Genomic DNA, 26144 nt, shown 5'->3' on the forward strand with positions numbered 1-26144 from the left:
TCACACCCGTTCCCATCCCGAACACGGAAGTTAAGCTCTCCAGCGCCGATGGTAGTTGGGGCCAGCGCCCCTGCGAGAGTAGGACGTTGCCAGGCGGACATAAACAGTTAGAGAACATCATTCGTTTGTTCTCTAACTTTTTTTGTCCAACTATAATAGCGTTTTATTATATAACGCCATTAAAAATCCTCTCCCCCATAAGATTCGAGAACTAGCCACTATGGCTAGTTCTTATTTTTTATATTTTTGTGTGCATTGTTAAGAATGAGAAATTCCGCTTAGAAATCGCTTAGAGTTCTGCTTTTTTTATTTTAATCTTTTTCTTTGTATCGTCTGGAATTAACCGATGTAGATGGATCATTAATAACCCGCTATGGTAAGTGGCTTCAATGCGATCTTCTTTAACGGCAAATGGCAGGGGAACAATTTTTTCAAATGTCCCTTGAAAAATTCCTTCTTCGACTAATTCAAACTCTTTAAATTGTAAGTTAATTTCCGCTTTTATCTCTAATGTTTTGTAATCAGTATAGACTTCCACTTGTTCAACATCTTCTAGACCTGGAATATTCATCACAACTAGTAGTTCGTTCTCTTCTTTTTTGTATATATTTACCCCCAAAGAAGATGGAGACTGCTTATTTGCTTGTAAAAATGGTTCAAAGTTATTCCAAAAATCCTGGTTAAAAAAGTGTTCCCATTGTTTTTTCCAATCTTTAAATTGGTTAAATGGGCTGGTTGGCATCATTTTTGTGTCCCTCCTCATATCGCTGCTATTTCATCATATGTACACATTCGGATTTTGTGAGGTGAATAGAATAGTAGGAAAACACGAACATTAATAAATTTCTTTTCTGTTAATGTTCGATTTTATATTGACATTTCGTAAAAAACATTGGTATGATAATGTTAAATTAATAGTGACCCTCATATAATTTTGGGAATATGGCCCAAAAGTCTCTACCCAATAACCGTAAATTATTGGACTATGAGGGAAAGGATCCGATTGGTTTCTTCGCTGATAATGGTCGAGGTATGCCCAGGACGATGCTTTCCCTTGTTTGGAGAACATCTGTTCCTGGGTTTTTATATTGTTACAAAGAGGTGAAGATGAGTGCAGCCGCTTGTTGGTGTCATTATGGGAAGTCAATCAGATTGGGAAACGATGAAACATGCATGTCGAGTGTTAGAGGAATTATGTATTCCTTTTGAAAAAAAAGTGGTTTCCGCCCATCGAACTCCGGATTATATGTTTGAATATGCTGAAACAGCTGAAGAAAGAGGATTGAAAGTGATTATTGCTGGAGCGGGAGGAGCTGCACATTTGCCGGGAATGGTTGCTGCGAAAACAACTTTACCTGTCATTGGTGTACCCGTCCAATCGAAATCCTTGCATGGTTTGGATTCCCTTTTATCAATTGTGCAAATGCCTGGAGGAGTGCCGGTTGCAACTGTTGCGATTGGTAAAGCAGGAGCGACAAATGCTGGTCTTTTGGCAGCATCGATATTAGGGCTCAACTATCCTGAGATTATGCAAGCTTTAAAAGCAAGAAGAGAAAAAATTCGTCAAGAAGTGTTAGAAAGCAGTGATCGTCTTGGATAAAAAAACGATTGTCCCGGGACAAACCATTGGTATTATCGGTGGAGGACAGCTTGGACGGATGATGGCGATTTCCGCAAAAGAAATGGGATTTCATGTTGCGGTATTGGATCCAATGCCCAACTCTCCGTGCGGTCAAGTGTCAGATATTGAAATAACGGCGGAATACAACGATTTAGATGCAATCAAACAATTAGCAAGTGTGAGCGATGTCATTACGTACGAATTTGAAAATATTGATGCGGCTGCATTAAGGTGGCTTTCCCAGCATTCCTATGTGCCTCAAGGCAGCGATTTATTAAAAACAACTCAGGATCGTGCTACTGAAAAAAGAGCGATCACCGAGGCAGGGCTCCCAGTAGCGCCTTATCTGGTCATAAACTCAAAGCAAGACTTGTTAGATGGTATAAAGAAAATCGGTATACCGTGCGTATTAAAAACGTGCCGTGGTGGCTATGACGGAAAAGGGCAATTCGTCATTCGCAAACAGGAGGATTGCCAAGAGGCAATGGCGTTGTTGCAATCGGGCTCCTGTGTGTTAGAAGCATGGCTTTCTTTTGATAAAGAGTTATCTGTTATTGTGACGCGGAACGGCCTAGGAGATATTAAAACGTTTCCAGTGGCAGAGAATATTCATGTCGATAACATTTTACACCAAACGATTGTTCCAGCTAGAATTTCATCGGTTGTCGAACAAAAAGCGATTGCGTATGCTAAAACGCTTGCTCAGCATTTTGGTCTTGTCGGGACATTAGCTGTGGAAATGTTTTTGACGAGAGATGGAGATATTTATATTAATGAACTTGCCCCTAGACCACATAACTCAGGTCATTATACAATAAATGCTTGTGCAACATCTCAATTTCAGCAACATGTTCGTGCTGTTTGCAATTGGCCGCTAGGGAGCACAGAGCTGTTGAAACCAGCAGTGATGGTCAACATTTTGGGTGAGCATGTACAGCCAATTGTGGAAAACATTTCACAGCTTGCCGATGCGCATCTTCATCTCTATGGAAAGAAGGAAGCAAAGAAGAAGAGAAAAATGGGCCATTTGACGGTGTTAGCTGAAAATGTTGATGTTGCATTACAAAAAATCGACGAATTGCAAATTTGGAATGATCGGAGGTTGCAACAAACATGATTGAACGTTACACAAGACCGGAAATGGGTGCGATTTGGACGGAAGAAAACCGCTTTAAAGCCTGGCTGGAAGTAGAAATTCTAGCATGTGAGGCATGGGCGGAACTTGGCGTCATTCCAAAAGAAGATGTTGAACGAATTCGTAAAAATGCGTCATTTGATATTCAGCGCATTAAAGAAATCGAAGAAGAAACGCGCCATGACGTTGTTGCATTCACGCGTGCTGTTTCCGAAACATTAGGCGAAGAGCGGAAATGGGTGCACTACGGCTTAACGTCTACAGACGTTGTTGACACAGCATTGTCTTATTTACTAAAGCAGGCAAACGAAATTTTACTTCGCGATCTTGAAAATTTTATCCAAGTATTGAAAGAAAAAGCGCAAGAGCATAAGTATACGGTTATGATGGGGCGCACGCATGGTGTTCATGCTGAGCCGACTACATTCGGACTAAAAATGGCGCTTTGGTATGCGGAAATGCAGCGGAATTTAGAGAGATTTAAGCAGGCAGCGGAAACGGTACGTGTTGGGAAAATTTCCGGAGCTGTTGGCACGTATGCAAATATTGACCCATTTGTAGAGAAATATGTATGTGAGAAACTTGGCTTAGAACCGGCACCAATTTCGACACAAACATTACAGCGTGATCGTCACGCGCATTATATGGCGACTTTAGCTCTAATTGCTACGTCGATTGAAAAATTTGCTGTAGAAATTCGTGGCCTGCAAAAGAGCGAAACTCGTGAAGTCGAAGAGTTTTTCGCAAAAGGACAAAAAGGCTCTTCTGCGATGCCGCATAAGCGTAATCCAATCGGTTCAGAAAATATGACGGGAATGGCGCGTGTTATTCGCGGTTATATGATGACAGCGTATGAAAACGTGCCGCTTTGGCATGAACGTGATATTTCGCATTCATCCGCAGAGCGCATTATTTTGCCGGATGCAACGATTGCATTGAACTATATGCTCAATCGCTTTACGAACATCGTCAAAAATTTAACGGTGTTCCCGGAAAATATGAAACGGAATATGGACCGCACATTAGGCCTTATCTATTCACAGCGCGTGTTGCTTGCTTTGATCGATACAGGCATGACGCGTGAGGAAGCATATGACTTAGTCCAACCAAAAGCGATGGAAGCATGGGAAAAACAAATTCCGTTCCGTTCCCTTATTGAAGCAGAAGAAAAAATTACAAGCCGCTTATCACCAGAGCAAATCGCTGACTGCTTCGATTATAACTATCACTTAAAACATGTGGATACGATTTTCGAGCGTTTAGGATTGTAATGATTACATAGGGACTGACCTAAGACTAAGTGTCAGACCCCACAACTACAATATACGGTAGGGAATTCAATACTGTGTATTGCGCGTGAGGTCAGATACTTATGAGTCAGCCCCTATGAAACAAAAAAATTCCCAATATTCTGTGTTAGGAGGCCGCAACATGGTCAAAAAAATGGAGTTGCTTTATGAAGGCAAAGCGAAAAAAGTATATGCAACGAATCAAGAAAACGTGCTTTGGATTCAATATAAAGACAGCGCAACTGCTTTTAATGGTGAAAAAAAAGCAACCATTTCAGGAAAAGGGCGTTTAAATAACGAAATTACAAGCTTATTGTTTTCTAAACTTCATAGTGTTGGAATTGACAATCATTTTATTGAAAAACTATCTGAAACAGAACAGCTTGTTAAAAAAGTAACGATTATTCCTCTTGAAGTTGTTGTCCGCAATTACGTCGCTGGTAGTCTTGCGAAGCGTCTTGGCCTCTCTGAAGGAACACGTTTAGAAAAAACGCTTATTGAATTTTATTATAAAAACGATGACTTAGGCGACCCTCTCTTGTTGGAAGACCACATTGCCATTTTAAAGCTGGCTACTTCTGAACAGATTGCTATTTTGAAGGAGTCCGCTTTAAAAGTCAATGAGATCCTCACCCAACATTTCCAGGCATGTCATGTAAGATTAATTGATTTTAAGCTCGAGTTTGGTTTTGACTCAGAAGGAAAAATTTTATTGGCAGATGAGATATCCCCGGATACTTGCCGTTTATGGGATATGGATACAAATGAGAAATTGGACAAAGATGTTTTTCGCCGAGATTTAGGTAACTTAACAGATGCATATGAAATCATTTTTCAAAGACTAGGAGGCAGATCAGAATGTACAAAGTAAAAGTATATGTCACTTTAAGAGAAAGTGTATTAGATCCTCAAGGAACAGCGGTGAAGGGAGCACTTCACAGCTTGTCTTATCATGAAGTACAAGATGTTCGTATCGGAAAGTTTATGGAACTTACCATTGAGAAAAGCGAGAGAAATATCGATGAGCTTGTGCGCGAAATGTGCGAAAAGCTGTTAGCAAATACGGTGATTGAAGACTACCGTTATGAAATTGAGGAGGTAGTGACACAGTGAAATTTGCTGTTATTGTTTTTCCTGGTTCGAACTGTGATGTCGATATGTACCATGCGATGAAAGATGAGTTGGGTGAAGAAGTCGAATACGTTTGGCATGATGCTGAAAACTTGGACGAGTTTGATGGGATTCTTCTTCCCGGTGGTTTTTCCTACGGCGATTATCTCCGCTCTGGAGCGATTGCTCGCTTTTCAAACGTCATGAAGGCCATTATGAAAGCGGCTGAACAAGGGAAACCGATTTTAGGGGTTTGCAACGGATTTCAAATTTTGCTTGAAGCAGGGCTGTTGCCGGGAGCAATGCGCCGCAATAACAGCTTAAAGTTTATTTGCCGCCCTGTAGAACTGCGGGTAGAAAATAACGAAACAATGTTTACATCGGCTTATGAAAAGGGAGAAATTATTACGATTCCGATTGCCCATGGGGAAGGCAACTATTATTGTGATGAGGAAACATTGAACAAGTTGATCGCCAATCGTCAAATTGTTTTTCGCTATCATAACGAAAACCCAAACGGCAGCTTAGAGGACATTGCTGGAATTATCAATGAAAAAGGAAACGTCCTTGGTATGATGCCGCATCCGGAGCGTGCCGTTGATGAACTGCTTGGCAGTGCAGACGGATTAAAATTGTTCCAATCAATCGTGAAATACTGGAGGGAAGCACATGTCGTTAATGCTTGAGCCAAATCCAACCATGATTAAAGAGAAAAAAATTTATCGTGAAATGGGATTAACGGATGAAGAATTTGCGATGATTGAGAAAATTCTCGGCCGTTTGCCAAACTACACGGAGACAGGGATTTTCTCAGTGATGTGGTCGGAGCACTGCAGTTACAAAAATTCCAAGCCTGTATTAAAAAAATTTCCGACGAAAGGAGAAAAAGTGCTTCAAGGTCCAGGAGAAGGCGCTGGCATCGTTGACATCGGTGATGGATTAGCGGTTGTGTTTAAAATCGAAAGCCATAACCATCCATCGGCGATTGAACCATATCAAGGAGCGGCGACTGGCGTTGGTGGTATTATTCGCGATGTATTCTCCATGGGAGCGCGTCCAATTGCACTTTTAAACTCTCTTCGTTTTGGAGAGTTAACCTCACCACGTGTGAAATATTTATTTGAAAATGTTGTTGCCGGTATTGCCGGATACGGAAACTGCATCGGCATTCCAACCGTTGGCGGCGAAGTGCAGTTTGACCCTGCTTATGAAGGAAATCCATTGGTAAACGCCATGTGTGTCGGGATTATTCGCCATGAGGATATTCAGCGGGGGATAGCTTCAGGAGTCGGCAATACGGTGATGTATGTTGGTGCGAAAACAGGCCGTGATGGCATACACGGTGCAACGTTTGCTTCAGAAGAATTGACAGAACAATCTGAAGAAAAACGACCGGCCGTACAAGTTGGCGACCCGTTTATGGAAAAACTGCTGCTTGAAGCGTGTTTAGAAGTAGTAAAATCGGATGCATTAGTCGGCATTCAAGATATGGGAGCGGCTGGTTTAACAAGCTCATCGGCAGAAATGGCGAGCAAGGCTGGCTATGGCATTGAAATGAATCTTGATTTAGTGCCACAACGTGAGGCAGGAATGACGCCGTATGAAATGATGCTTTCCGAATCGCAGGAACGTATGCTTCTTGTTGTGAAAAAAGGACGAGAACAAGAGATTTATGATTTATTTGCGAAATACGGACTTGAAGCAAAAGCGATCGGCAAAGTAACAGACGATAAAATGCTTCGTCTTTATTTCCGCGGTGAGGTAGCGGCAGAAATTCCGGTCGATGCTTTAGCGAAAGATGCACCGGTCTATCATAAGCCATCGAAAGAGCCGGCTTATTATCGTGAGTTTCAAGAGATGGCTCTTTATATTCCGCAAGTGGACAACTATGAAGAAACATTACTTTCTTTATTAGCGCAACCAACTATCGCTAGCAAAGAGTGGGTATATGATCAATACGATTACATGGTACGTACCAATACGGTCGTTGCTCCTGGCTCTGATGCGGCGGTTGTACGAATTCGTGGTACGAAAAAAGCGTTAGCAATGACAACGGACTGCAACTCTCGCTACATTTACTTAGATCCGGAAACAGGTGGAAAAATCGCGGTTGCTGAAGCGGCAAGAAATGTTGTTTGTTCTGGAGCCAAACCATTGGCGATTACAGACTGCTTAAATTTTGGAAACCCGGAAAAACCGGAGATTTTCTGGCAGTTAGAAAAAGCAGTTGATGGTATGAGTGCGGCGTGCAGTGCGTTAGAAACACCAGTTATTAGCGGAAACGTGTCGCTTTATAACGAAACGAACGGTGTTGCTGTGTATCCGACTCCTGTTGTCGGTATGGTTGGCTTAATTGAAGATATTAATCACATTACAACACAAGAGTTTAAACAAGCTGGTGACCTTATTTATGTAATTGGTGAGGCGGAACCAGAATTTGGCGGTAGCGAATTACAAAAATTATTGAGCGGGGACATTTTTGGAAAAGCACCAAGTTTAGATTTAGAGATAGAGGCAAAACGCCAAAAAGAATTGCTTGCAGCCATTCAAGCAGGTGTCGTTGCTTCCGCCCATGATATTGCAGAAGGCGGTCTTGCAGTTGCATTAGCTGAATGTGTCATGAATGCAAATGGATTAGGCGCAAAAGTAACGATTAACGGTGAATCAGTGACAGAGTTGTTCAGCGAAACACAATCCCGTTTCATTGTTTCTGTGAAAAAAGAACATCAAGCTGAATTTGAAAAATTAGTAGAAGCAAAACTTATTGGTGAAGTAACCGCTAATGCCTTGCTTCATATTGAAAACGAACAAGGAGAGAAAGTCGTACGTCTCCCAGTTGAACAAATGAGAAGCGTTTGGAAAGGGGCTATTCCATGCTTGCTGAAATCAAAGGCTTAAATGAAGAGTGCGGTATCTTTGGGATTTGGGGGCATACTGAAGCAGCACAAATAACTTATTACGGCTTGCATAGTTTACAACATCGCGGACAAGAAGGAGCAGGAATCGTTGTCGCAGATGGTGAATCGCTAAAGGGGCATAAAGGGCTTGGACTAGTGACGGAAGTGTTTAGCAACGGCGAACTGCAAAAGTTAAATGGAATGGCAGCGATCGGTCATGTTCGTTATTCAACAGCCGGCGGCGGGGGCTATGAAAATGTTCAGCCCCTGTTATTCCGATCGCAAAGCGGCAGCATTGCTTTAGCGCATAATGGGAACTTAGTCAACGCCACAGAGTTAAAGATTCGTCTTGAACAGCAAGGCAGCATTTTTCAAACAACTTCAGATACAGAAGTGTTTGCTCATTTAATTCGTCGCAGTATGGCGCCAACGTTAAAAGAGCAAATAAAAATCGCGCTCAACTATTTAGAAGGGGCATTTGCGTTTCTTCTATTGACGGAAACAGAGTTATATATTGCGCTTGACCCGAATGGATTTAGACCATTATCAATTGGCCGTCTCGGCAATGCTTACGTTGTTGCGTCAGAAACGTGTGCATTCGACGTCGTTGGTGCGACATATGAACGTGAAGTGGAACCGGGCGAACTCATTATCATTAATGCAGAAGGGGTTCATTCAGAACGTTTCGCGGAGAAAAGACCGCGTTCCATTTGCAGTATGGAATACATTTACTTCGCTCGTCCTGACAGCAATGTCGATGGAATTAACATTCACACAGCGCGCAAGAACCTCGGCAAACGTCTTGCGCTTGAAGCCCCTGTTGAAGCCGATATTGTGACAGGTGTGCCAGATTCAAGTATTTCTGCTGCCATTGGTTATGCTGAGGCAACAGGTATTCCGTATGAGCTTGGCTTAATTAAAAACCGTTATGTCGGACGTACATTCATTCAACCATCCCAGTCGCTCCGAGAGCAGGGAGTCAAGATGAAGCTTTCCCCTGTGAGCGGCGTGGTTGCAGGTAAACGGGTTGTCATGGTTGATGATTCGATTGTTCGAGGAACAACGAGTAAGCGAATTGTGAACATGCTTCGGGAAGCAGGAGCAACAGAAGTTCATGTTCGCATTAGTTCACCGCCGATTACACATCCTTGTTTTTACGGAATTGACATGTCAACAAGAGAGGAATTAATTGCTGCCTCACATTCTGTCGAAGAAATTCGACAACTCATTGGAGCAGATTCACTCGCATTTTTAAGTCTAGAAGGGTTGATTGAAGCGATTGGACGTCCGAGCGACTCACCATGGTGCGGACAATGTATGTCTTGTTTTACCGGAAAATATCCGTTAAATACATTTCAAGAGTGATCATAACTAATGGCAAAACAGTAAAAGGGGGAACTTGAGGTGGCGGATGCATACAAGAAAGCGGGCGTTGATATTGAGGCTGGATATAGAGCGGTTTCTTTGATGAAGAAGCATGTGCAAAAAACAGTTCGTCCTGAAGTGCTTGGTGGGCTTGGCGGCTTTGGCGGAATGTTCGATTTGTCACAGCTTGGATATAAAGAACCAGTGCTGATTTCTGGAACAGATGGGGTCGGCACGAAATTGATGCTCGCCTTTACGATGGATAAGCATGATACCATTGGTACTGACTGTGTCGCCATGTGTGTGAATGATATTGTTGTACAGGGGGCGGAGCCATTGTTTTTTCTTGATTATATTGCTTGTGGCAAAGCGGTCCCTGAAAAAATCGAACAAATTGTCAAAGGAATAGCAGATGGATGCGTTCAGGCTGGTTGTTCTCTCATCGGGGGAGAAACAGCTGAGATGCCAGGAATGTATGGAGAAAACGAATATGATGTCGCAGGATTTGCTGTTGGGATTGCAGAAAAGTCCAAACTTGTAACTGGGGAAACTATTCAAGAAGGTGATGCGCTGATTGGATTAGCCTCCAACGGCATTCACAGCAATGGTTACTCGCTTGTTCGTAAAATTTTGCTGGAAGAGGAAAAATTAAATCTTCACGAAACGTACGGAAATTTAACGGTTTCTCTTGGAGAAGAATTGCTGCGGCCGACCCGCATTTACGTAAAACCGATTTTAGAAGTCATGAAACAGTTTGAAATCAAAGGAATGGCGCATATTACGGGCGGTGGTTTTATCGAAAATATCCCACGCATGCTTCCAGAAGGATTATGTGCGGAAATCGATTACGGTTCCTGGCCCATTCCACCTATATTTGATTTGCTTCAAGAAAAAGGACAACTCAATCGTAAAGAAATGTTTAACATTTTTAATATGGGAATCGGCTTTGTGCTCGCTGTCGATAGCGAGCTGATTCAACCGGTCATTTATCAGCTGGAACAATTTGGCGAAAAAGCATATTTAATTGGACGCGTAAAAAAAGGCGAAGGAGTTTTATTTGCCGGGGGTAAAATGGAATGAAGCGGATCGCCATTTTCGCATCGGGAAGCGGAACGAATTTTCAAGCAATTGTTGATGCAGTCAAAAAAGGCGATTTGCAGGCAGAGATCGCATTATTAGTTTGCGATCGCCCCGAAGCAAAAGTGGTCGAACGAGCTAAGAAAGAACAAATTCCTTCGTTTGTTTTTCGCCCGAAAGATTATCCGTCAAAAGCCGATTTTGAGCAAGAAATTTTACAACAGTTGAAAGAAAAAAAGATTCAGTTCATTGTGTTGGCTGGTTATATGCGTTTAATTGGTCCAACGCTGCTTCGTGCGTATGAAGGGAGAATGGTGAATATTCATCCTTCACTGCTGCCTGCGTTTCCGGGAAAGGATGCCATCGGCCAAGCGTATCGTGCTGGTGTCAAGGTAACGGGAGTAACGGTTCATTATGTTGATGAAGGGATGGATACAGGACCGATTATCGCACAGCGGGCAATAGAGATTTATGAAGGTGAAACGCTCAAAAGCGTCGAAGCAAGAATTCATGCTATTGAACATGAGCTCTATCCAGAAGTATTAAAAAAATTGCTTGAGCATCTCTAGAAAGGAGCAGAAACATGCGTGCATTACTTAGCGTTTCGAATAAAGAGGGAATTGTTTCTTTTGCCAAACAATTAGCGGAATTAGGTGTTGAAATTATCTCGACAGGCGGTACAAAAAAAACTCTGGAAGAACACGGTATACCAGTCATTAGCATTTCAGAGGTAACAGGGTTTCCAGAAATTTTAGATGGACGTGTGAAAACACTTCACCCGATGATTCATGGTGGCTTGCTGGCCGTTCGAGAAGATGAAAATCATCGTAAGCAACTGGAACAACATCAAATTATACCAATTGATTTAGTCGTTGTTAACTTATATCCGTTTCAACAAACGATTGCCAAAAGTGATGTGACATTTGCCGAGGCGATTGAAAATATTGATATTGGCGGTCCGACCATGCTCCGTGCAGCGGCAAAAAATCATCAGTATGTCACTGTTGTTGTCGATCCAGTGGATTATGAAACGGTTTTACAAGAGTTAAAGGAAAACGGTGCTGTTTCCCAAGCAACCAACTTACGATTGGCAGCAAAAGTATTCCGTCATACAGCGGCTTACGATGCGATGATTGCTGAATATTTAACGAATATCGCAGGCGAACAATATCCGGAATCATTGACAATCACGTTTGAGAAAAAACAAGATTTGCGCTACGGAGAAAATCCGCATCAGAGTGCAGCGTTTTATCAAAAGCCGTTAGGATCGTCTTTTTCGATTGCCGCTGCCAAACAGCTTCATGGGAAAGAGTTATCCTATAACAACATTAATGATGCCAATGCAGCTTTACAAATCGTTAGAGAATTTACCGAGCCGGCTGCTGTTGCAGTAAAACATATGAACCCGTGCGGCGTTGGAGTAGGCACGAATATTTATGAGGCATTCATGAGAGCTTATGAAGCTGACCCAACTTCAATTTTTGGCGGTATTGTTGCGCTCAATCGAGAAGTGGATCGCGATACGGCGTTAAAAATGCATGAAATCTTTTTGGAAATGGTCATTGCGCCATCGTTTAGTGCAGAAGCGCTTGAAATTTTAACGCAGAAGAAAAATATCCGCTTGTTAACCGTCGATTTTGAAGCAGAGAAAAAGAAAGAAACATTTATTGTTTCCGTCAAAGGCGGTTTATTAGTTCAAGATGAAGACGTGTATACATTGGACGATGCGAATATCACGATTCCGACAAAACGCGAGCCAACAGCGCAAGAGTGGGAAGATTTAAAACTGGCTTGGAAAGTTGTGAAGCATGTGAAATCAAATGCGATTGTTCTGGCAAAAGACCATATGACGGTCGGTGTCGGCGCTGGACAAATGAATCGTGTTGGTGCCGCGAAAATCGCGATTGAACAAGCAGGAGAAAAGGCGAAAGGAGCTGCTTTGGCATCGGATGCGTTTTTCCCGATGGACGATACAGTGGAAGCAGCAGCAAAAGCAGGTGTAACGGCGATTATCCAGCCGGGCGGCTCGATTCGTGATGCCGATTCGATAAAAAAAGCGGATGAGTACGGGATTGCCATGGTCTTTACAGGGGTGCGCCATTTTAAACATTAAAACGAGGTGAATAAAATGAAAGTACTCATTATTGGCCGCGGCGGACGGGAGCACGCCATCGCTTGGAAAGCAGCACAAAGTCCACTTGTGACAAAATTGTACGCAGCACCGGGCAATCCAGGAATCGCTGAGATTGCTGAGCTTGTCCACATTGATGAAAATCATACAGAAGCACTTGTAGAGTTTGCCAAAAAAGAAGGTATTGATTTAACGATTGTTGGTCCTGAAGCGCCGCTTCTAAACGGAATTGTCAATCGTTTTCAAGAGGAAGGGCTTCGTATTTTCGGACCACGCAAAGAGGCAGCATTTATTGAAGGAAGCAAAGCGTTTGCGAAAAACTTAATGAAAAAATATCGTGTACCGACAGCAGAATATGAGTCATTTACTTCCTATGAAGCGGCAAAAGCGTATGTTGAACAAAAAGGTGCGCCAATTGTGATTAAGGCGGACGGATTAGCTGCAGGAAAAGGCGTAACAGTAGCGATGACGCTGCAAGAAGCGCTAAATGCTTTACATGAAATGATGGTTGAAGGAAAATTTGGCGAGGCAAGCCAGCAAGTTGTGATTGAAGAATTTTTAGAGGGTGAAGAGTTCTCGTTAATGGCTTTTGTCAATGGCGAAAAAGCATATCCGATGGTGATTGCCCAAGACCATAAACGGGCGTTTGATAACGACGAAGGCCCAAATACAGGCGGCATGGGAGCGTATTCGCCGGTTCCACAGATTTCAGAATATATCGTACAGCAAGCCATTGACCAAATTATTCATCCAATCGTGAAGGCTCTTGTGGCGGAAAATCGTCCATTCACAGGAATTCTCTATGCGGGGTTAATCGCAACGGCACAAGGTCCAAAAGTGATTGAATTTAACGCCCGGTTTGGCGATCCTGAAGCGCAAGTTGTCCTGACACGCCTTGAGAATGACTTTATTCAATTAATCATTGATTTGCTTGAGCAAAACGAGATTGAATTACAATGGTCAGACGAAGCGACTGTTGGTGTAGTGCTTGCGTCAGAAGGTTATCCAAACTCCTATAAAAGCGGCTATGTCATTGAAGGGATTCATGATCTGCAGCAACATGCGTTCGTTTTCCATGCAGGAACGAAAGAAGAACACGGAAAGCTGTATACAAATGGTGGACGTGTATTGTTGATTGCAGCCAAGGGCAACACATTGCAACAAGCCCAACAAAGCGTATATGAAGAAATTAAGAAAATCAAATGCGATCGCTTATTCTATCGCAAAGATATTGGCAATAAAGCTATTTTGCGCGCTTCTTTCTAACGTACACATAAATAAGAGCGATAATGCCGCCAATGAGTGATGCTAACACATATAACATATCTGTCATATATTCAAAAAACATCTTTTTTCTCTCCTTTATGAAGGGCTGACTCCTAACGGTACCACCCTCTTATGAATGGGTGTACCTTTATGGAGTCAGCCTTATTTATCCTGTTTTAATCGTCCGTAAGACTCCCACCTCTCCAGGTAGGAGATAACGAACGCTAAAAACCCAATAAGTTCAACTAACATCAGTGGGGACCGCTGATGAAGTTTCACTTTATTGTTACGTAGGATTGATGACTGTTGTTTCTATTTCTTTTTCTGCGGTTTGTTCTTGATATTTTTCAAATAAAGCAGTAAGCGGGCAAAAACGGGTAACTCCTTCCGCCATTTTCATTGCCGCCAGCATGGCAATGAAAATATAAGAATCGCGCCAAGGATGTTTGACCATTTTTGCTGTTGCCCAAGCGAGTATTGTCGCTCCGAAAGTAATACGAACGAGGGCGTTGACGATGCCGATATTTGGTCTCATTGTTTCCTCCTCGTATATTTTTGATATTTTTGATTTGTATAAAAAATTTTAATGCGTTAAAATGTTATATATGGAATGATTTAGGAAAAACAAAGAACGGGGGCCCTCATATGTTAGAACAGCGTTATCGTTGGAAAACGAATCAATTGCGTGAGCATCTTTCCATTATCGATGGCAAAAAAACGCCAACGAAGTTGTTAATCAACGCTACTTATTTAAATCCATATTTGCGTAAATGGATGAAGGCTAATATTTGGCTATACGAGGATCGTATTATTTATGTTGGCGAGAAAATGCCCGATTTTGTTGAAGGATGTGAAATTGTTGATTGCAGCGACTATTTTCTCGTACCGGGTTATATTGAACCACATGCTCATCCATTTCAGTTATATAATCCCCATTCGTTGGCTGAATATGCATCACAATACGGAACGACAACTCTCATTAATGATAATTTGTCGCTCGTTTTACAATTACCAAAAAAGAAAGCGTTTTCTTTTTTGCGAGCAATGAATAACATACCAGCAACGATGTTTTGGTGGTGCCGCCTTGATTCACAAACAGAACTTGAAAATGAGGAAGAAGTTTTTTCTAATGCTAATATCCAAGAATGGCTCGAGCAAGATGTAGTGCTGCAAGCCGGAGAATTGACTGGATGGCCGAAACTGCTTGATGGCGATGATTTAATGCTTCATTGGATTCAAGAGGCTAAAAGGCGGAAAAAACAAATTGAAGGCCATTTTCCTGGTGCTTCTGAGAAAACGCTTACAAAAATGATGCTTTTAGGTGCTGATTGTGATCATGAAGCGATGACAGGAGAAGACGTTTATAAGCGACTTTTGCACGGATATACAGTTTCTTTGCGTTATTCATCGATTCGTCCTGATTTGCCAAAGTTACTTGATGAAATGAAACAGTTGGGAATTGAGCAATATGACCGTTGTATTTTTACAACAGATGGTTCAACACCCTCCTTTTATGAAGCAGGGGTTATTGATGAAATGATTCGCATCGCTATTGAGAAGGGTGTTCCTCTGATTGATGCATACAATATGGCAACTATCAATGTGGCGCGTTATTATCGAATCGACCATCTGCATGGAAGCATTGCAACCGGACGAGTGGCAAACATTAATTTCTTAAAAGAAAAAGACAATCCGACACCGGTTTCCGTATTGGCAAAAGGATGCTGGATAAAGCGCGACGGCATTTCGACGAATGAATTCGGCTCATTTGATTGGGAAGCGCATGATTTTCGCCCGCTTAACTTATCCTGGGAATTGTCAATGGATGATTTGCAATTTTCCATGCCATTAGGATTGTACATGGCAAATGCTGTGATTATGAAGCCTTATTCCATTACAATTGATACGTCGCGCGATGAATTGCCGTTTGATAACGACGAAAACTTTTTAATGTTAGTGGATCGGAACGGAAAATGGAGAGTGAATACGATATTAAAAGGCTTTGCAACGGGTGTACATGGGTTAGTCAGCTCTTATTCGAATACAGGAGATATTATTTTAATCGGAAAACGGAAAGCAGATATGTATACGGCGTTTCAGAGGATGAAAGAAATTGGTGGCGGCATTGTTCTTGTAGAAAATGGAGAAGTTATTCATGAAATTTCCCTTTCCTTGCACGGAATGATGTCAATAAAGAAAGTTGAAGTTCTCATAGAAGAAGAAAAAACATTAGCAGCACTTTTAAGAGATCGGGGCTATCAATTTGTCGATCCGATTTATTCTTTATTATTTCTATTATCGACCCACTTGCCATATATCCGCATTACGCCGCGGGGAATTTATGATGTGATGAACAAAATGATACTCTTTCCATCAATAATGCGTTAAAATATAAAAGTAAAAAGAGAAAAGGGTTGTGACAATTTTGAAGAGATGGTTTATTGTTGTATGTAGCTTATTCCTGCTGATTGGGAGTGGCTGCACCAGAGCAGAAAAGGAACGGGCGGCGAAGGAAGAGGCAGTCGATCAACAAACAAAGGTGGAACAAGAAGAAGCACCTGTACGTAAACCGTCCGTATTTCCGTTAACAGGAATAGAAACAGAGCAAAAACCAAACCATCGCGTTGTCGCTGTAATGATTAACAACCATCCAAAAGCGAGACCGCAATCCGGGCTGCCTAAGGCGGACATTGTGTACGAAGTTCTGGCTGAAGGAGATGTTACCCGCTTTTTGGCTTTGTATCAGAGCGAAAAACCGAAAAAGATAGGACCTGTTCGTAGTGCACGTGATTATTATATCCAGTTGAGCAAAGGGTACGATGCGTTATATATTTGTCATGGGTGGAGTCCAGAAGCGAAAGAAATGCTTGAATCGGGTGAAGTTGATTATTTAAATGGGCTTTTTTACGATGGAACGTTATTTCAACGCGCTTCCTTCCGCAAAGCGCCACATAATTCATATATTACGTTTACTAACATTGAAAAAGGAGCACAGCAGCAAGGATTTTCACTTGAAGATGAAATTGAACCTTTACCATTTTTTACTTCTGAGCTACAAGGCGTAGCAGCGCAGCAAATCAACATTTCTTATTCCAAGCGGTCTTATGCTCAAGTGCAGTACAAATATGACGATGCTCAACAAAAGTATGCTCGCTATAGCGGTGGGGAACAGACCATTGATTATGATACAGAGCAGCCTGTGTTAATAGACAATGTGTTTATCGTTGAAATGGAACATACAATTGTTGATGAAACCGGCCGCCGTGATATTGACTTAATATCTGGCGGAAAAGGGTATTTATTTCAAAAGGGAGTCGTACGGGAAGTTGAATGGAAAAACGTCGAGGGCAGAATTTTGCCTTATGAAAATGGAATACCGATTGGGTTTGTACCGGGAAAAACTTGGATTAACATTGTTCCGAAACTGTCCATTGTTCATTATCAATAATTTTTAAAGGTAAAGGAAAGGGTGAGAAAAAATGCAAATCGAAAAATTACGAGGCAGAGAACTAGACCAGCTTTTTAAAGCTGTGCTTTCTCTTCGCGATTTAGAAGAATGCTATCGCTTTTTTGATGATTTATGTACAGTCAATGAAATTCAATCGCTTGCCCAACGCTTAGAAGTGGCAAGAATGCTGCGCGAAGGCTACACTTATCATAAAATTGAAACAGAAACGGGTGCAAGCACAGCGACGATTTCTCGGGTGAAGCGTTGTTTAAACTATGGAAACGATGCTTATGCGATGGCACTTGATCGCATTAAGGAAGAAGAGGAAAAGCAGACGAAAGAATAACAAGAGCAAAGGAGTTCTATCTCTAATCAGAGATAGCTCCTTTTCTTTTTTAGCGGAAATGAAAGAGGATTTGTTATAATGAAAAAATGGATAATAGAATGGAGGTTTATTGGATGTATGACATTCGTGAGTGGCGCCATGTGTTCAAATTAGACCCCAATAAAGAAATGACAGATGAGCATCTAGAACTGGTATGCGAGTCAGGAACGGATGCGGTAATGGTTGGAGGAACGGATGGAGTCACATTAGAGAACGTCCTTGATTTAATGGCGAGAATCCGTCGTTTCTCTGTTCCGTGTGTGTTAGAAGTATCGAATATTGAATCAGTAACACCGGGGTTTGATTTTTACTTTATTCCGACTGTATTAAACAGCCGCAACACAAAATGGATGATCGATTTGCATCATAAAGCGGTGAAAGAGTTTGGGGAATTAATGAATTGGAACGAGATATTTATGGAAGGTTATTGCATTTTAAACCAAGATTGTAAGGCAGCAAAGCTGACAGAGGCCAATACGGGCCTTGATGATGAAGATGTTGTTGCATATGCTCGAGTGGCTGAGCATATGTACCATCTGCCGATTTTTTACCTGGAATATAGCGGTCAATACGGCAATCCGCAACTAGTGCAAAAAGTGAAGTCGGTATTAAATCAGACGAGATTGTTTTATGGTGGTGGCATTCAAAATGAACATCAGGCAAAGGAAATGGCACAGTTTGCCGATACCGTCATTGTTGGGAACTTAGTTTACACTGATTTGCAAGCGGCATTAAAAACGGTAGCTGCGGTAAAAGGATAAGTTGTTCTGTTTGGAAAAGTACGATAAAATAGAACATATGTTTGTTTTGGTGGTGATTTTTTTATGAACTTTTTAGCGGAAAAATTGTTAGCCGGCCTAAACCCACAGCAACAGGCGGCGGTAAAAGCAACGGAAGGACCGCTGCTAATCATGGCGGGGGCGGGAAGTGGTAAAACGCGGGTGTTAACACACCGCATTGCTTATTTAATGGCGGAAAAGCATATCGCTCCTTGGAATATTCTTGCGATTACGTTTACAAATAAAGCGGCTCGTGAAATGAAAGAGCGCATTCAAAATCTTCTCGGTGGCGCGGCGGAAGAGATTTGGATTTCGACGTTTCACTCGATGTGTGTGCGTATTTTACGCCGCGATATTGACAGAATCGGTATTAACCGCAATTTTTCCATTTTAGACACAACCGATCAGCTCTCTGTATTAAAAACGATTTTAAAAGAAAAAAATATCGATCCGAAAAAATTTGATCCGCGCGCTATTTTAGGCACTATTAGCAGCGCGAAAAACGAGTTGCTTTCACCCGAAGAATACGCGAAACAAGCAGGAAGCTATTATGAAAAAGTCGTCAGCGAAGTGTACGAGGAATACCAAAAACGTTTGCTTAGAAACCATTCGCTTGATTTTGACGACTTAATTATGACAACGATTCAGTTGTTTAAACGTGTTCCGGAAGTACTTGAATATTATCAATACAAATTCCAATATATTCATGTCGATGAGTACCAAGATACGAACCGCGCGCAATACATTTTAGTGAAGCTATTGGCGGAACGTTTTAAAAACTTATGCGTTGTCGGAGATTCTGACCAGTCGATTTACCGTTGGCGCGGTGCGGATATCCAAAATATTTTATCGTTTGAAAAAGATTATCCAAATGCGACCGTTATTTTGCTTGAGCAAAATTACCGTTCGACAAAGAGAATTTTGCAGGCGGCAAACGAGGTCATTGAAAACAATTTGAATCGTAAACCAAAAAAATTATGGACGGAAAATCCGGAAGGAAACAAAATTGTCTATTATCAAGCGATGAACGAAGCAGATGAAGCGCAATTTGTTGCCGGCAAAATTAAAGAATATGTCGACAGTGGCAAACGGAAATATTCTGATTTTGCGATTCTTTACCGCACCAACGCACAATCGCGGGTGATGGAGGAAGTATTGTTAAAATCCAATATTAACTATAAAATTGTCGGCGGTATTAAATTCTATGACCGAAAAGAAATTAAAGATATTTTGGCGTATTTACGCTTAATTGCCAACCCGAATGATGATATTAGCCTAGTACGAATCATTAATGTACCAAAACGTGGTGTCGGCGCTTCCTCGCTTGATAAAATTATTAGCTATGCGTCGGCAAACGGATTATCCATTTTTGAGGCGCTTGGGGAAATTGAGCAAATTGGGTTAAGTTCACGAATTGTCACGCCGCTTGTTCAATTTCGTCAGCAAATCGAACATTGGGGACAGATGCAAGAGTATTTATCGGTAACAGAGCTTGTTGAGGAAGTATTAGACAAGTCTGGATACCGTGATATGCTTCGTGCGGAGAAAACATTAGAAGCACAAAGTCGTTTAGAAAATATTGACGAGTTTTTATCTGTTACCCAACATTTTGAGAATACAAATGACGATAAATCACTTATTGCATTCTTAACGGATTTAGCGTTAGTAGCGGACATTGATCAGCTTGACGCCGAAGAAGATAATCAAAATGATGCCGTTGTGCTCATGACGCTGCATTCTGCAAAAGGGTTGGAGTTCCCGGTTGTTTTCATTATCGGGATGGAAGAAGGAATTTTCCCGCACGGCCGTTCACTGGATGATGAAGCAGAAATGGAAGAAGAACGACGTCTGGCCTATGTCGGCATTACGCGTGCGGAAGAAGAACTGTTTTTAACAAGCGCGCAAATGCGTACATTATTTGGCCGAACAGGCATTAATCCGGTTTCCCGTTTCATTAGCGAAATTCCAGATGAACTAATTGACAATCTTAACGAAACGTTGCGGAAAAATTCTCCGTTTACTGCGCGACAACAGACAAGAACGATGGTGCGCCCTGCTGCAACAGTAACAGGCGGCGAAGCCATTGATTGGAGAGTGGGCGACAAAGCGGAACATAAAAAATGGGGAATTGGTACCGTTGTCAGTGTAAGAGGCGAAGGGGACAATAAAGAGTTAGATATCGCCTTTCCAAGTCCAATCGGTATTAAACGCTTGTTAGCGAAATTTGCGCCAATCACAAAAGTGTAAAGAAAGGATGGAAGTGATGGATAAACAGGATGCGATTGCGCGTGTAGAAGAGCTTCATCGTCTTTTAAATCAATATAACTACGAATATCATGTGTTAGACAAGCCATCGGTGCCGGATGCAGAGTATGATCGCTTAATGCAGGAACTTATTGCGCTTGAAGCGCAATATCCTGAATTAAAAACAAAGGATTCGCCGTCACAGCGTGTTGGCGGACAAGCATTGGACGCTTTTGTGAAAGTGCAGCATCACATGCCGATGCTCAGTCTCGCCAACGCGTTTAATGAAGGAGACTTACGGGACTTCGATCGCCGCGTTCGCCAAGAAGTAGGGGATGTGAAATATGTTTGCGAGTTAAAAATTGACGGTTTAGCTGTTTCCCTGCGTTATGAAGACGGATATTTTGTCCAAGGGGCGACGCGCGGTGATGGCTTAATCGGTGAAGATATCACAGAAAACTTAAAAACCATCCGCTCTCTGCCGCTTCGTTTAAAAGAAAACGTGACGGTAGAAGTGCGCGGTGAGGCGTTCATGCCGAAGAAGTCGTTTGAAATTTTAAACCAGCAGCGCAGTGAACGCGGCGAAGAATTATTTGCTAACCCACGCAATGCTGCGGCAGGCTCTTTGCGCCAACTCGATCCAAAAGTTGCAGCGTCCCGCAATTTAGATTTGTTTGTGTATGGCCTCGCTAATGCGGAGGAACTTGGCATTGACTCGCACAGTGAAGCACTGGACTATTTGCATGAGTTGGGTTTTAAAACAAATCCAGAACGCCGCGTATGTGCGAATATCGATGAAGTGATTCAATTTGTCATGTCATGGCATGAAAAACGGGCGCAATTGCCTTATGAAATTGATGGCATGGTTATTAAAGTGGATTCTTTTGAGCAGCAGGAACAGCTTGGAGCAACGGCAAAAAGTCCACGCTGGGCAATTGCCTACAAGTTTCCGGCTGAAGAAGTAGTTACAAAACTAATTGATATTGAACTAAGCGTTGGACGTACAGGAGTGGTCACACCAACTGCCATTTTAGAACCTGTTCGTGTAGCAGGAACAACCGTGCAACGTGCCTCCCTTCATAATGAAGATTTCATTCGCGAAAAAGACATTAGACTTGGTGACTACGTTGTTGTGAAAAAAGCTGGCGACATCATTCCAGAGGTTGTCAATGTGTTGCCGGAACGCCGTACAGGTGAGGAACAACCGTTTAAGATGCCGACTCATTGTCCAGAGTGCGGAAGTACGCTTGTCCGTTTGGATGAGGAAGTGGCATTGCGCTGCATTAATCCAAAATGTCCAGCGCAAATTCGTGAAGGCTTAATTCACTTTGTTTCACGCAATGCAATGAACATTGAGGGACTTGGTGAAAAAGTGATTGCCCAATTATTTAAAGAGGGGCTTGTTCAAGATGTCGCAGACTTGTATACATTAACAAAAGAGCAGCTTATGAACCTTGAGAGAATGGGTGAAAAATCAGCAACCAATTTATTGAATGCAATTGAAGCGTCGAAAGAAAATTCATTAGAGCGGTTGCTGTTTGGCTTAGGTATTCGCCATGTCGGTGCGAAGGCAGCGAAAATTTTAGCACAGCAATTTGAAACGATGGAGCGCCTAAGTCAGGCGACGAAAGAGGAATTGATGGCGATTCATGAGATTGGCGAAAAAATGGCCGATTCGATTGTCACCTATTTTGCTAAACCGGAAGCTATCGAATTAATAAATGAATTACGTTCATATGGCGTGAACATGGCATATAAAGGACCAAAAGCGGTGAACAATGCGGACACGGATTCTTATTTTGCCGGAAAAACGATTGTTTTAACGGGAAAACTTGAGAAGTTATCACGAAACGAAGCGAAAGAAAAAATTGAGCAGCTTGGCGGTAAAGTGACAGGAAGCGTCAGCAAAAATACTGATTTAGTCATTGCTGGAGCGGATGCAGGTTCGAAATTAACGAAAGCGCAGCAGCTAAATATTGAAATTTGGGATGAAGCTCGCTTTCTTCAAGAAATTGAACGATAGGGGGCGAATGAGATGAAAAAAATAGCCGTTCTACTTTCCGTGTTTATGCTCATTCTCTCCGCATGTGCACCAAAATTTGAAAAGGAAGAGGAAATTGTTCAACAGACGGATAATAAGCAACAGAAAGCGATTATTCCGAAATACAACATTTCCGACTCCTACTATCGAACGATTTTGCCGTTCAGCCCAGGGGAGGCAAGAGGGCTTGTTGTTGAAAACTTAAATACTCGTTTGGATGTTGCCGAATTTGAATCTGGCTTAATGCGTATTGCCCAAGAACGATTTTCCCCAAAAGACTATTTATTCCAAGAAGGGCAATATTTAAACAAAAAAACGGTTGAAAGCTGGCTTAAACGAAAACTGACAAAAGAGCAATTGAAAGAAAAAAAGATGGACGAGTCGGAAAACGTTGGCTTAAATCCGATGATGAGCGATGAAGGGACAAATGAAGAAAAAAACAAAAAAAGCCCGATTTATTTAGCTCATATTATGGAACATGACTACTTAGTGAAAAATAATGATGAGAAAGTGCAATTAGGCGGGGTCGTCATTGGCTTAGCAATGAATTCGGTCCACTATTATGAGACAGAAGAAGGCTATCCGCGCGAAGTGGAAATTGAGCAGGAGGTCATTGAACGGGAGGGCAAGCGAATCGCTGCAGAAGTGCTTTCGCGCTTGCGCAAAATAAAAGGATTAAAAGAAGTACCAATTACGATTGCCTTGTTTAAACAACAGCCGGCAACATCGATTATTCCGGGGCATTTCTTTGCAGTTACTCATGTCGATCAAGGAAGTTCGTCTATTGATGACTGGGAAGAAGTGAATGAACAATATTATTTATTCCCTTCCGATGAAGCTGAGGAAAACCATCGTGACGATATGATGAAATTTTTAAACTTTAAATCTGATATTGATGAATTTTTCCCGAACTATACAGGTGTAATCGGTAGAGCATTTTATCGTGATGACCAACTGCAGCAATTAACAATTAACATTACGATGCAGTTTTACGGGGAAGCAGAAGTCATAGGGTTTACTCAATACGTTACAGGACTTGTGATGGAACATTTTCCAGACTATATTAACGTAAATGTTTATATTTCTTCTGCAAGCGGTCCGGAAAGCTTAATTATCCGCAAAGCAAATGAGGAGCAGCCTTTTGTGCATATATACCAATAGAATTGTTAAAAAAATTGAATAAGCCTGTATTATCAGTTAGAATGATAAGTGTAGTTTGTAAACGCTTTTGCAATTCAACAAAGGGGGCACAAAAGATGGTACAACCTTACAAGCATGAACCATTTACAGATTTTACGGTCGATACGAATAAAAAAGCATTTGAAGATGCTTTGAAGCTAGTAGAATCATATCTTGGCAAAGATTATGATTTAGTCATTGGTGGAGAGCGCATTTCTACAGAAGACAAAATCGTTTCCATTAACCCGGCAAACAAAAACGAAGTAATTGGACGCGTCTCTAAGGCAAATAAAGAGCTTGCAGAAAAAGCAATGCAAGTAGCAGATGAAGCATTTAAATGGTGGAGCAAAACAAAACCAGAAATGCGTGCGGACATTTTATTCCGTGCAGCTGCCATCTTGCGCCGCCGTAAACATGAGTTTTCCGCATTGCTTGTAAAAGAAGCAGGAAAACCATGGAAAGAAGCGGACGCTGACACAGCAGAAGCCATCGACTTTTTAGAGTACTATGGCCGTCAAATGTTAAAATTAAAAGACGGTATTCCTGTTGAAAGCCGTCCAAATGAATTTAACCGTTTCTTCTACATTCCGCTTGGCGTTGGCGTTGTTATTTCACCTTGGAACTTCCCGCTTGCGATTATGGCAGGTACAACAGTTGCCGCTCTTGTAACAGGTAATACTGTTCTTTTAAAACCGGCAAGCGCGACACCAGTTGTTGCTTACAAGTTTGTAGAAGTGCTTGAAGAAGCAGGTCTTCCAGCAGGCGTATTAAACTACATTCCAGGAAGCGGCGCTGAAGTTGGTGACTACCTAGTTGACCATCCACGTACTCGTTTCATCAGCTTCACTGGTTCTCGTGATGTTGGTATCCGCATTTACGAACGCGCGGCGAAAGTACATCCAGGTCAAATCTGGTTAAAACGCGTCATCGCGGAGATGGGTGGTAAAGATACAATCGTTGTAGATAAGGATGCTGACCTTGAATTAGCGGCACAATCCATCGTTGCATCTGCATTCGGATTCTCAGGTCAAAAATGTTCAGCATGCTCTCGCGCTGTCGTGCTTGAAGAAGTATATGATCAAGTATTAAATCGCGTTGTGGAATTGACAAAACAATTAACAGTCGGCAACCCAGCTGAACAAGGCACATTCATGGGTCCTGTCATCGACCAGTCTGCTTACAACAAAATCATGGAATACATTGAAATCGGTAAACAAGAAGGGAAGTTAATGACTGGCGGCGAAGGAGACGATTCAAAAGGCTTCTTCATTCAACCGACTGTATTTGCCGATGTCGATCCTCAAGCTCGCATCATGCAAGAGGAAATCTTCGGTCCAGTTGTTGCTTTCACAAAAGCAAAAGACTTCGATCATGCGCTTGAAATTGCCAACAACACGGAATATGGCTTAACAGGTGCGGTCATCTCTAAAAACCGTTTTAACATTGAAAAAGCTCGTGAAGAATTCCATGTCGGTAACCTTTACTTCAACCGCGGCTGCACAGGCGCGATCGTTGGTTACCAACCATTCGGTGGCTTCAACATGTCTGGTACAGACTCTAAAGCAGGCGGCCCTGACTACTTGATTCTTCACATGCAAGCAAAAACAACGTCAGAAATGTTTTAATATAGAAAAACCCTCTCTTCCATGAAAGAGAGGGTTTTTCGCTGGATTGAACATTAGCTTCGTGAGCAAAAGTCGTATAAATCTAAACTAACGATTAGTTTATGAAAACTGTCAAATAAATTAATGAGACCTAATACGTGGATGAGTTGATCATCGGTGAAATGATGTCGTAACTCTTCGACATCCTGATCTGTAATGGAACGCGGAGATATCCGATATTGTTCAATGAACGAAAATAACTTTTGTTCAAGCGGTGAAAAATGTGAGAAGTCATTGTTCCGAATGGCTTCGGCGATTTTTGTGTTCAACTCCTCATTCTCAATGTATGAAAGGCTCATACAAGTCACACAGCCGTTGATATAAGCTAAATACAACCGGATTTTTTCCTTCATCTCTTTGGACAATAGACGGTCGTTCCACAGAAAGTGATAAAGCTCATCATAAAGCGATTTTAATGTTGGGACTTTTGATAATGCTTTTTCAAAATTCGTTCCTTCACGTTCTGAAAGTGCAATACGCGGCATGCTCAATCCTCCTTTTAATCAACTATTT

General features: G+C 41.9%; 24 protein-coding genes, 1 rRNA gene and 1 riboswitch. Of the genes, 21 read left to right on the top strand and 4 right to left on the bottom strand.

The window, feature by feature from the left end:
• A 5S ribosomal RNA gene (gene rrf, locus HNQ85_RS13345) occupies window positions 1–95 on the top strand; the annotation flags it as partial.
• A gap of 194 nt (window positions 96–289) precedes the next feature.
• Here the strand turns inward: rrf and HNQ85_RS13350 are convergent.
• Entirely contained in the window at window positions 290–745 is a 456-nt protein-coding gene (locus HNQ85_RS13350) for an Hsp20/alpha crystallin family protein (RefSeq protein ID WP_181538221.1), read from the bottom strand.
• Between the two features lie 159 nt (window positions 746–904).
• A riboswitch (purine riboswitch) is annotated at window positions 905–1006 on the top strand.
• 105 nt (window positions 1007–1111) lie between these two features.
• Between HNQ85_RS13350 and purE the strand changes: the two genes are divergently transcribed.
• The 12 genes from purE to purD all read left to right on the top strand — a co-directional run bounded on the left by purE (window position 1112) and on the right by purD (window position 13891).
• Window positions 1112–1600, top strand: coding sequence for a 5-(carboxyamino)imidazole ribonucleotide mutase (gene purE, locus HNQ85_RS13355; RefSeq protein ID WP_181538222.1), 489 nt, complete (start codon window positions 1112–1114; stop codon window positions 1598–1600).
• Window positions 1593–2738: a 5-(carboxyamino)imidazole ribonucleotide synthase gene (gene purK / locus HNQ85_RS13360; protein ID WP_181538223.1), complete on the top strand. Its 1146-nt coding sequence runs from the start codon at window positions 1593–1595 to the stop codon at window positions 2736–2738. Before purE ends, purK begins: the two co-directional genes overlap by 8 nt.
• Window positions 2735–4027 (top strand): adenylosuccinate lyase, encoded by a 1293-nt coding sequence (purB, locus tag HNQ85_RS13365; RefSeq protein WP_181538224.1) that lies wholly within the window; start codon window positions 2735–2737, stop codon window positions 4025–4027. The genes purK and purB overlap by 4 nt, the downstream gene beginning before the upstream one ends.
• Window positions 4028–4187: 160 nt before the next feature.
• Window positions 4188–4916, top strand: coding sequence for a phosphoribosylaminoimidazolesuccinocarboxamide synthase (purC, locus tag HNQ85_RS13370; protein WP_181538225.1), 729 nt, complete (start codon window positions 4188–4190; stop codon window positions 4914–4916).
• The gene (gene purS / locus HNQ85_RS13375) at window positions 4904–5158 is read left to right on the top strand and encodes a phosphoribosylformylglycinamidine synthase subunit PurS (RefSeq protein ID WP_181538226.1); all 255 of its coding nucleotides are present in this window, start codon (window positions 4904–4906) and stop codon (window positions 5156–5158) included. Before purC ends, purS begins: the two co-directional genes overlap by 13 nt.
• Window positions 5155–5841, top strand: a complete 687-nt coding sequence (purQ, locus tag HNQ85_RS13380; protein ID WP_181538227.1) for a phosphoribosylformylglycinamidine synthase subunit PurQ — start codon at window positions 5155–5157, stop codon at window positions 5839–5841. The genes purS and purQ overlap by 4 nt, the downstream gene beginning before the upstream one ends.
• A complete protein-coding gene (gene purL, locus HNQ85_RS13385; RefSeq protein WP_181538228.1) occupies window positions 5825–8053 on the top strand; it encodes a phosphoribosylformylglycinamidine synthase subunit PurL in 2229 nt (742 codons plus the stop codon). Before purQ ends, purL begins: the two co-directional genes overlap by 17 nt.
• On the top strand, window positions 8029–9417 hold the full coding sequence (purF, locus tag HNQ85_RS13390) for an amidophosphoribosyltransferase (RefSeq protein WP_181538229.1): 1389 nt from the start codon (window positions 8029–8031) through the stop codon (window positions 9415–9417). The genes purL and purF overlap by 25 nt, the downstream gene beginning before the upstream one ends.
• Before the next feature lie 39 nt (window positions 9418–9456).
• A complete protein-coding gene (gene purM / locus HNQ85_RS13395; RefSeq protein WP_181538230.1) occupies window positions 9457–10497 on the top strand; it encodes a phosphoribosylformylglycinamidine cyclo-ligase in 1041 nt (346 codons plus the stop codon).
• Complete coding sequence (gene purN / locus HNQ85_RS13400; RefSeq protein ID WP_181538231.1) at window positions 10494–11063, top strand: phosphoribosylglycinamide formyltransferase; 570 nt, start codon at window positions 10494–10496, stop codon at window positions 11061–11063. The genes purM and purN overlap by 4 nt, the downstream gene beginning before the upstream one ends.
• Window positions 11064–11077: 14 nt before the next feature.
• The gene (gene purH, locus HNQ85_RS13405) at window positions 11078–12607 is read left to right on the top strand and encodes a bifunctional phosphoribosylaminoimidazolecarboxamide formyltransferase/IMP cyclohydrolase (protein ID WP_181538232.1); all 1530 of its coding nucleotides are present in this window, start codon (window positions 11078–11080) and stop codon (window positions 12605–12607) included.
• 15 nt (window positions 12608–12622) lie between these two features.
• Complete coding sequence (gene purD, locus HNQ85_RS13410; protein WP_181538233.1) at window positions 12623–13891, top strand: phosphoribosylamine--glycine ligase; 1269 nt, start codon at window positions 12623–12625, stop codon at window positions 13889–13891.
• Here purD and HNQ85_RS17965 read toward each other — a convergent pair.
• Both HNQ85_RS17965 and HNQ85_RS13415 read right to left on the bottom strand, forming a co-directional pair.
• Entirely contained in the window at window positions 13869–13973 is a 105-nt protein-coding gene (locus tag HNQ85_RS17965; protein WP_343046516.1) for an EYxxD motif small membrane protein, read from the bottom strand. The genes purD and HNQ85_RS17965 overlap by 23 nt on opposite strands.
• 204 nt (window positions 13974–14177) lie before the next feature.
• Window positions 14178–14426: a YgaP family membrane protein gene (locus HNQ85_RS13415; RefSeq protein ID WP_181538234.1), complete on the bottom strand. Its 249-nt coding sequence runs from the start codon at window positions 14424–14426 to the stop codon at window positions 14178–14180.
• A 110-nt stretch (window positions 14427–14536) separates the two neighbouring features.
• Here HNQ85_RS13415 and HNQ85_RS13420 point away from each other — a divergent pair, with 110 nt between their 5' ends.
• The 8 genes from HNQ85_RS13420 to pruA all read left to right on the top strand — a co-directional run bounded on the left by HNQ85_RS13420 (window position 14537) and on the right by pruA (window position 25592).
• Complete coding sequence (locus tag HNQ85_RS13420) at window positions 14537–16279, top strand: adenine deaminase C-terminal domain-containing protein (RefSeq protein ID WP_181538235.1); 1743 nt, start codon at window positions 14537–14539, stop codon at window positions 16277–16279.
• 37 nt (window positions 16280–16316) lie between these two features.
• Window positions 16317–17339 (top strand): DUF3048 domain-containing protein, encoded by a 1023-nt coding sequence (locus HNQ85_RS13425; protein ID WP_181538400.1) that lies wholly within the window; start codon window positions 16317–16319, stop codon window positions 17337–17339.
• Between the two features lie 31 nt (window positions 17340–17370).
• Window positions 17371–17685 carry a YerC/YecD family TrpR-related protein gene (locus HNQ85_RS13430; protein ID WP_181538236.1) on the top strand — a complete coding sequence of 105 codons (315 nt, stop codon included), beginning with the start codon at window positions 17371–17373 and terminating at the stop codon, window positions 17683–17685.
• 113 nt (window positions 17686–17798) lie between these two features.
• Window positions 17799–18485: a heptaprenylglyceryl phosphate synthase gene (pcrB, locus tag HNQ85_RS13435; protein WP_181538237.1), complete on the top strand. Its 687-nt coding sequence runs from the start codon at window positions 17799–17801 to the stop codon at window positions 18483–18485.
• Window positions 18486–18548: 63 nt separating this feature from the next.
• The gene (pcrA, locus tag HNQ85_RS13440; protein WP_181538238.1) at window positions 18549–20750 is read left to right on the top strand and encodes a DNA helicase PcrA; all 2202 of its coding nucleotides are present in this window, start codon (window positions 18549–18551) and stop codon (window positions 20748–20750) included.
• 16 nt (window positions 20751–20766) lie between these two features.
• Window positions 20767–22770 (top strand): NAD-dependent DNA ligase LigA, encoded by a 2004-nt coding sequence (gene ligA / locus HNQ85_RS13445; protein ID WP_409994136.1) that lies wholly within the window; start codon window positions 20767–20769, stop codon window positions 22768–22770.
• A 12-nt stretch (window positions 22771–22782) separates the two neighbouring features.
• Entirely contained in the window at window positions 22783–23949 is a 1167-nt protein-coding gene (locus tag HNQ85_RS13450; protein WP_181538240.1) for a CamS family sex pheromone protein, read from the top strand.
• A 95-nt stretch (window positions 23950–24044) separates the two neighbouring features.
• The gene (pruA, locus tag HNQ85_RS13455) at window positions 24045–25592 is read left to right on the top strand and encodes an L-glutamate gamma-semialdehyde dehydrogenase (RefSeq protein ID WP_181538241.1); all 1548 of its coding nucleotides are present in this window, start codon (window positions 24045–24047) and stop codon (window positions 25590–25592) included.
• 53 nt (window positions 25593–25645) lie between these two features.
• Here pruA and HNQ85_RS13460 read toward each other — a convergent pair whose 3' ends face one another.
• On the bottom strand, window positions 25646–26116 hold the full coding sequence (locus tag HNQ85_RS13460; protein WP_181538242.1) for a carboxymuconolactone decarboxylase family protein: 471 nt from the start codon (window positions 26114–26116) through the stop codon (window positions 25646–25648).
• Between the last annotated feature and the right edge of the window lie 28 nt (window positions 26117–26144).

It is taken from the genome of [Anoxybacillus] calidus (genome assembly GCF_013760845.1).
GTDB classification, from domain to species: Bacteria; Bacillota; Bacilli; order Bacillales; family Anoxybacillaceae; genus Paranoxybacillus; species Paranoxybacillus calidus.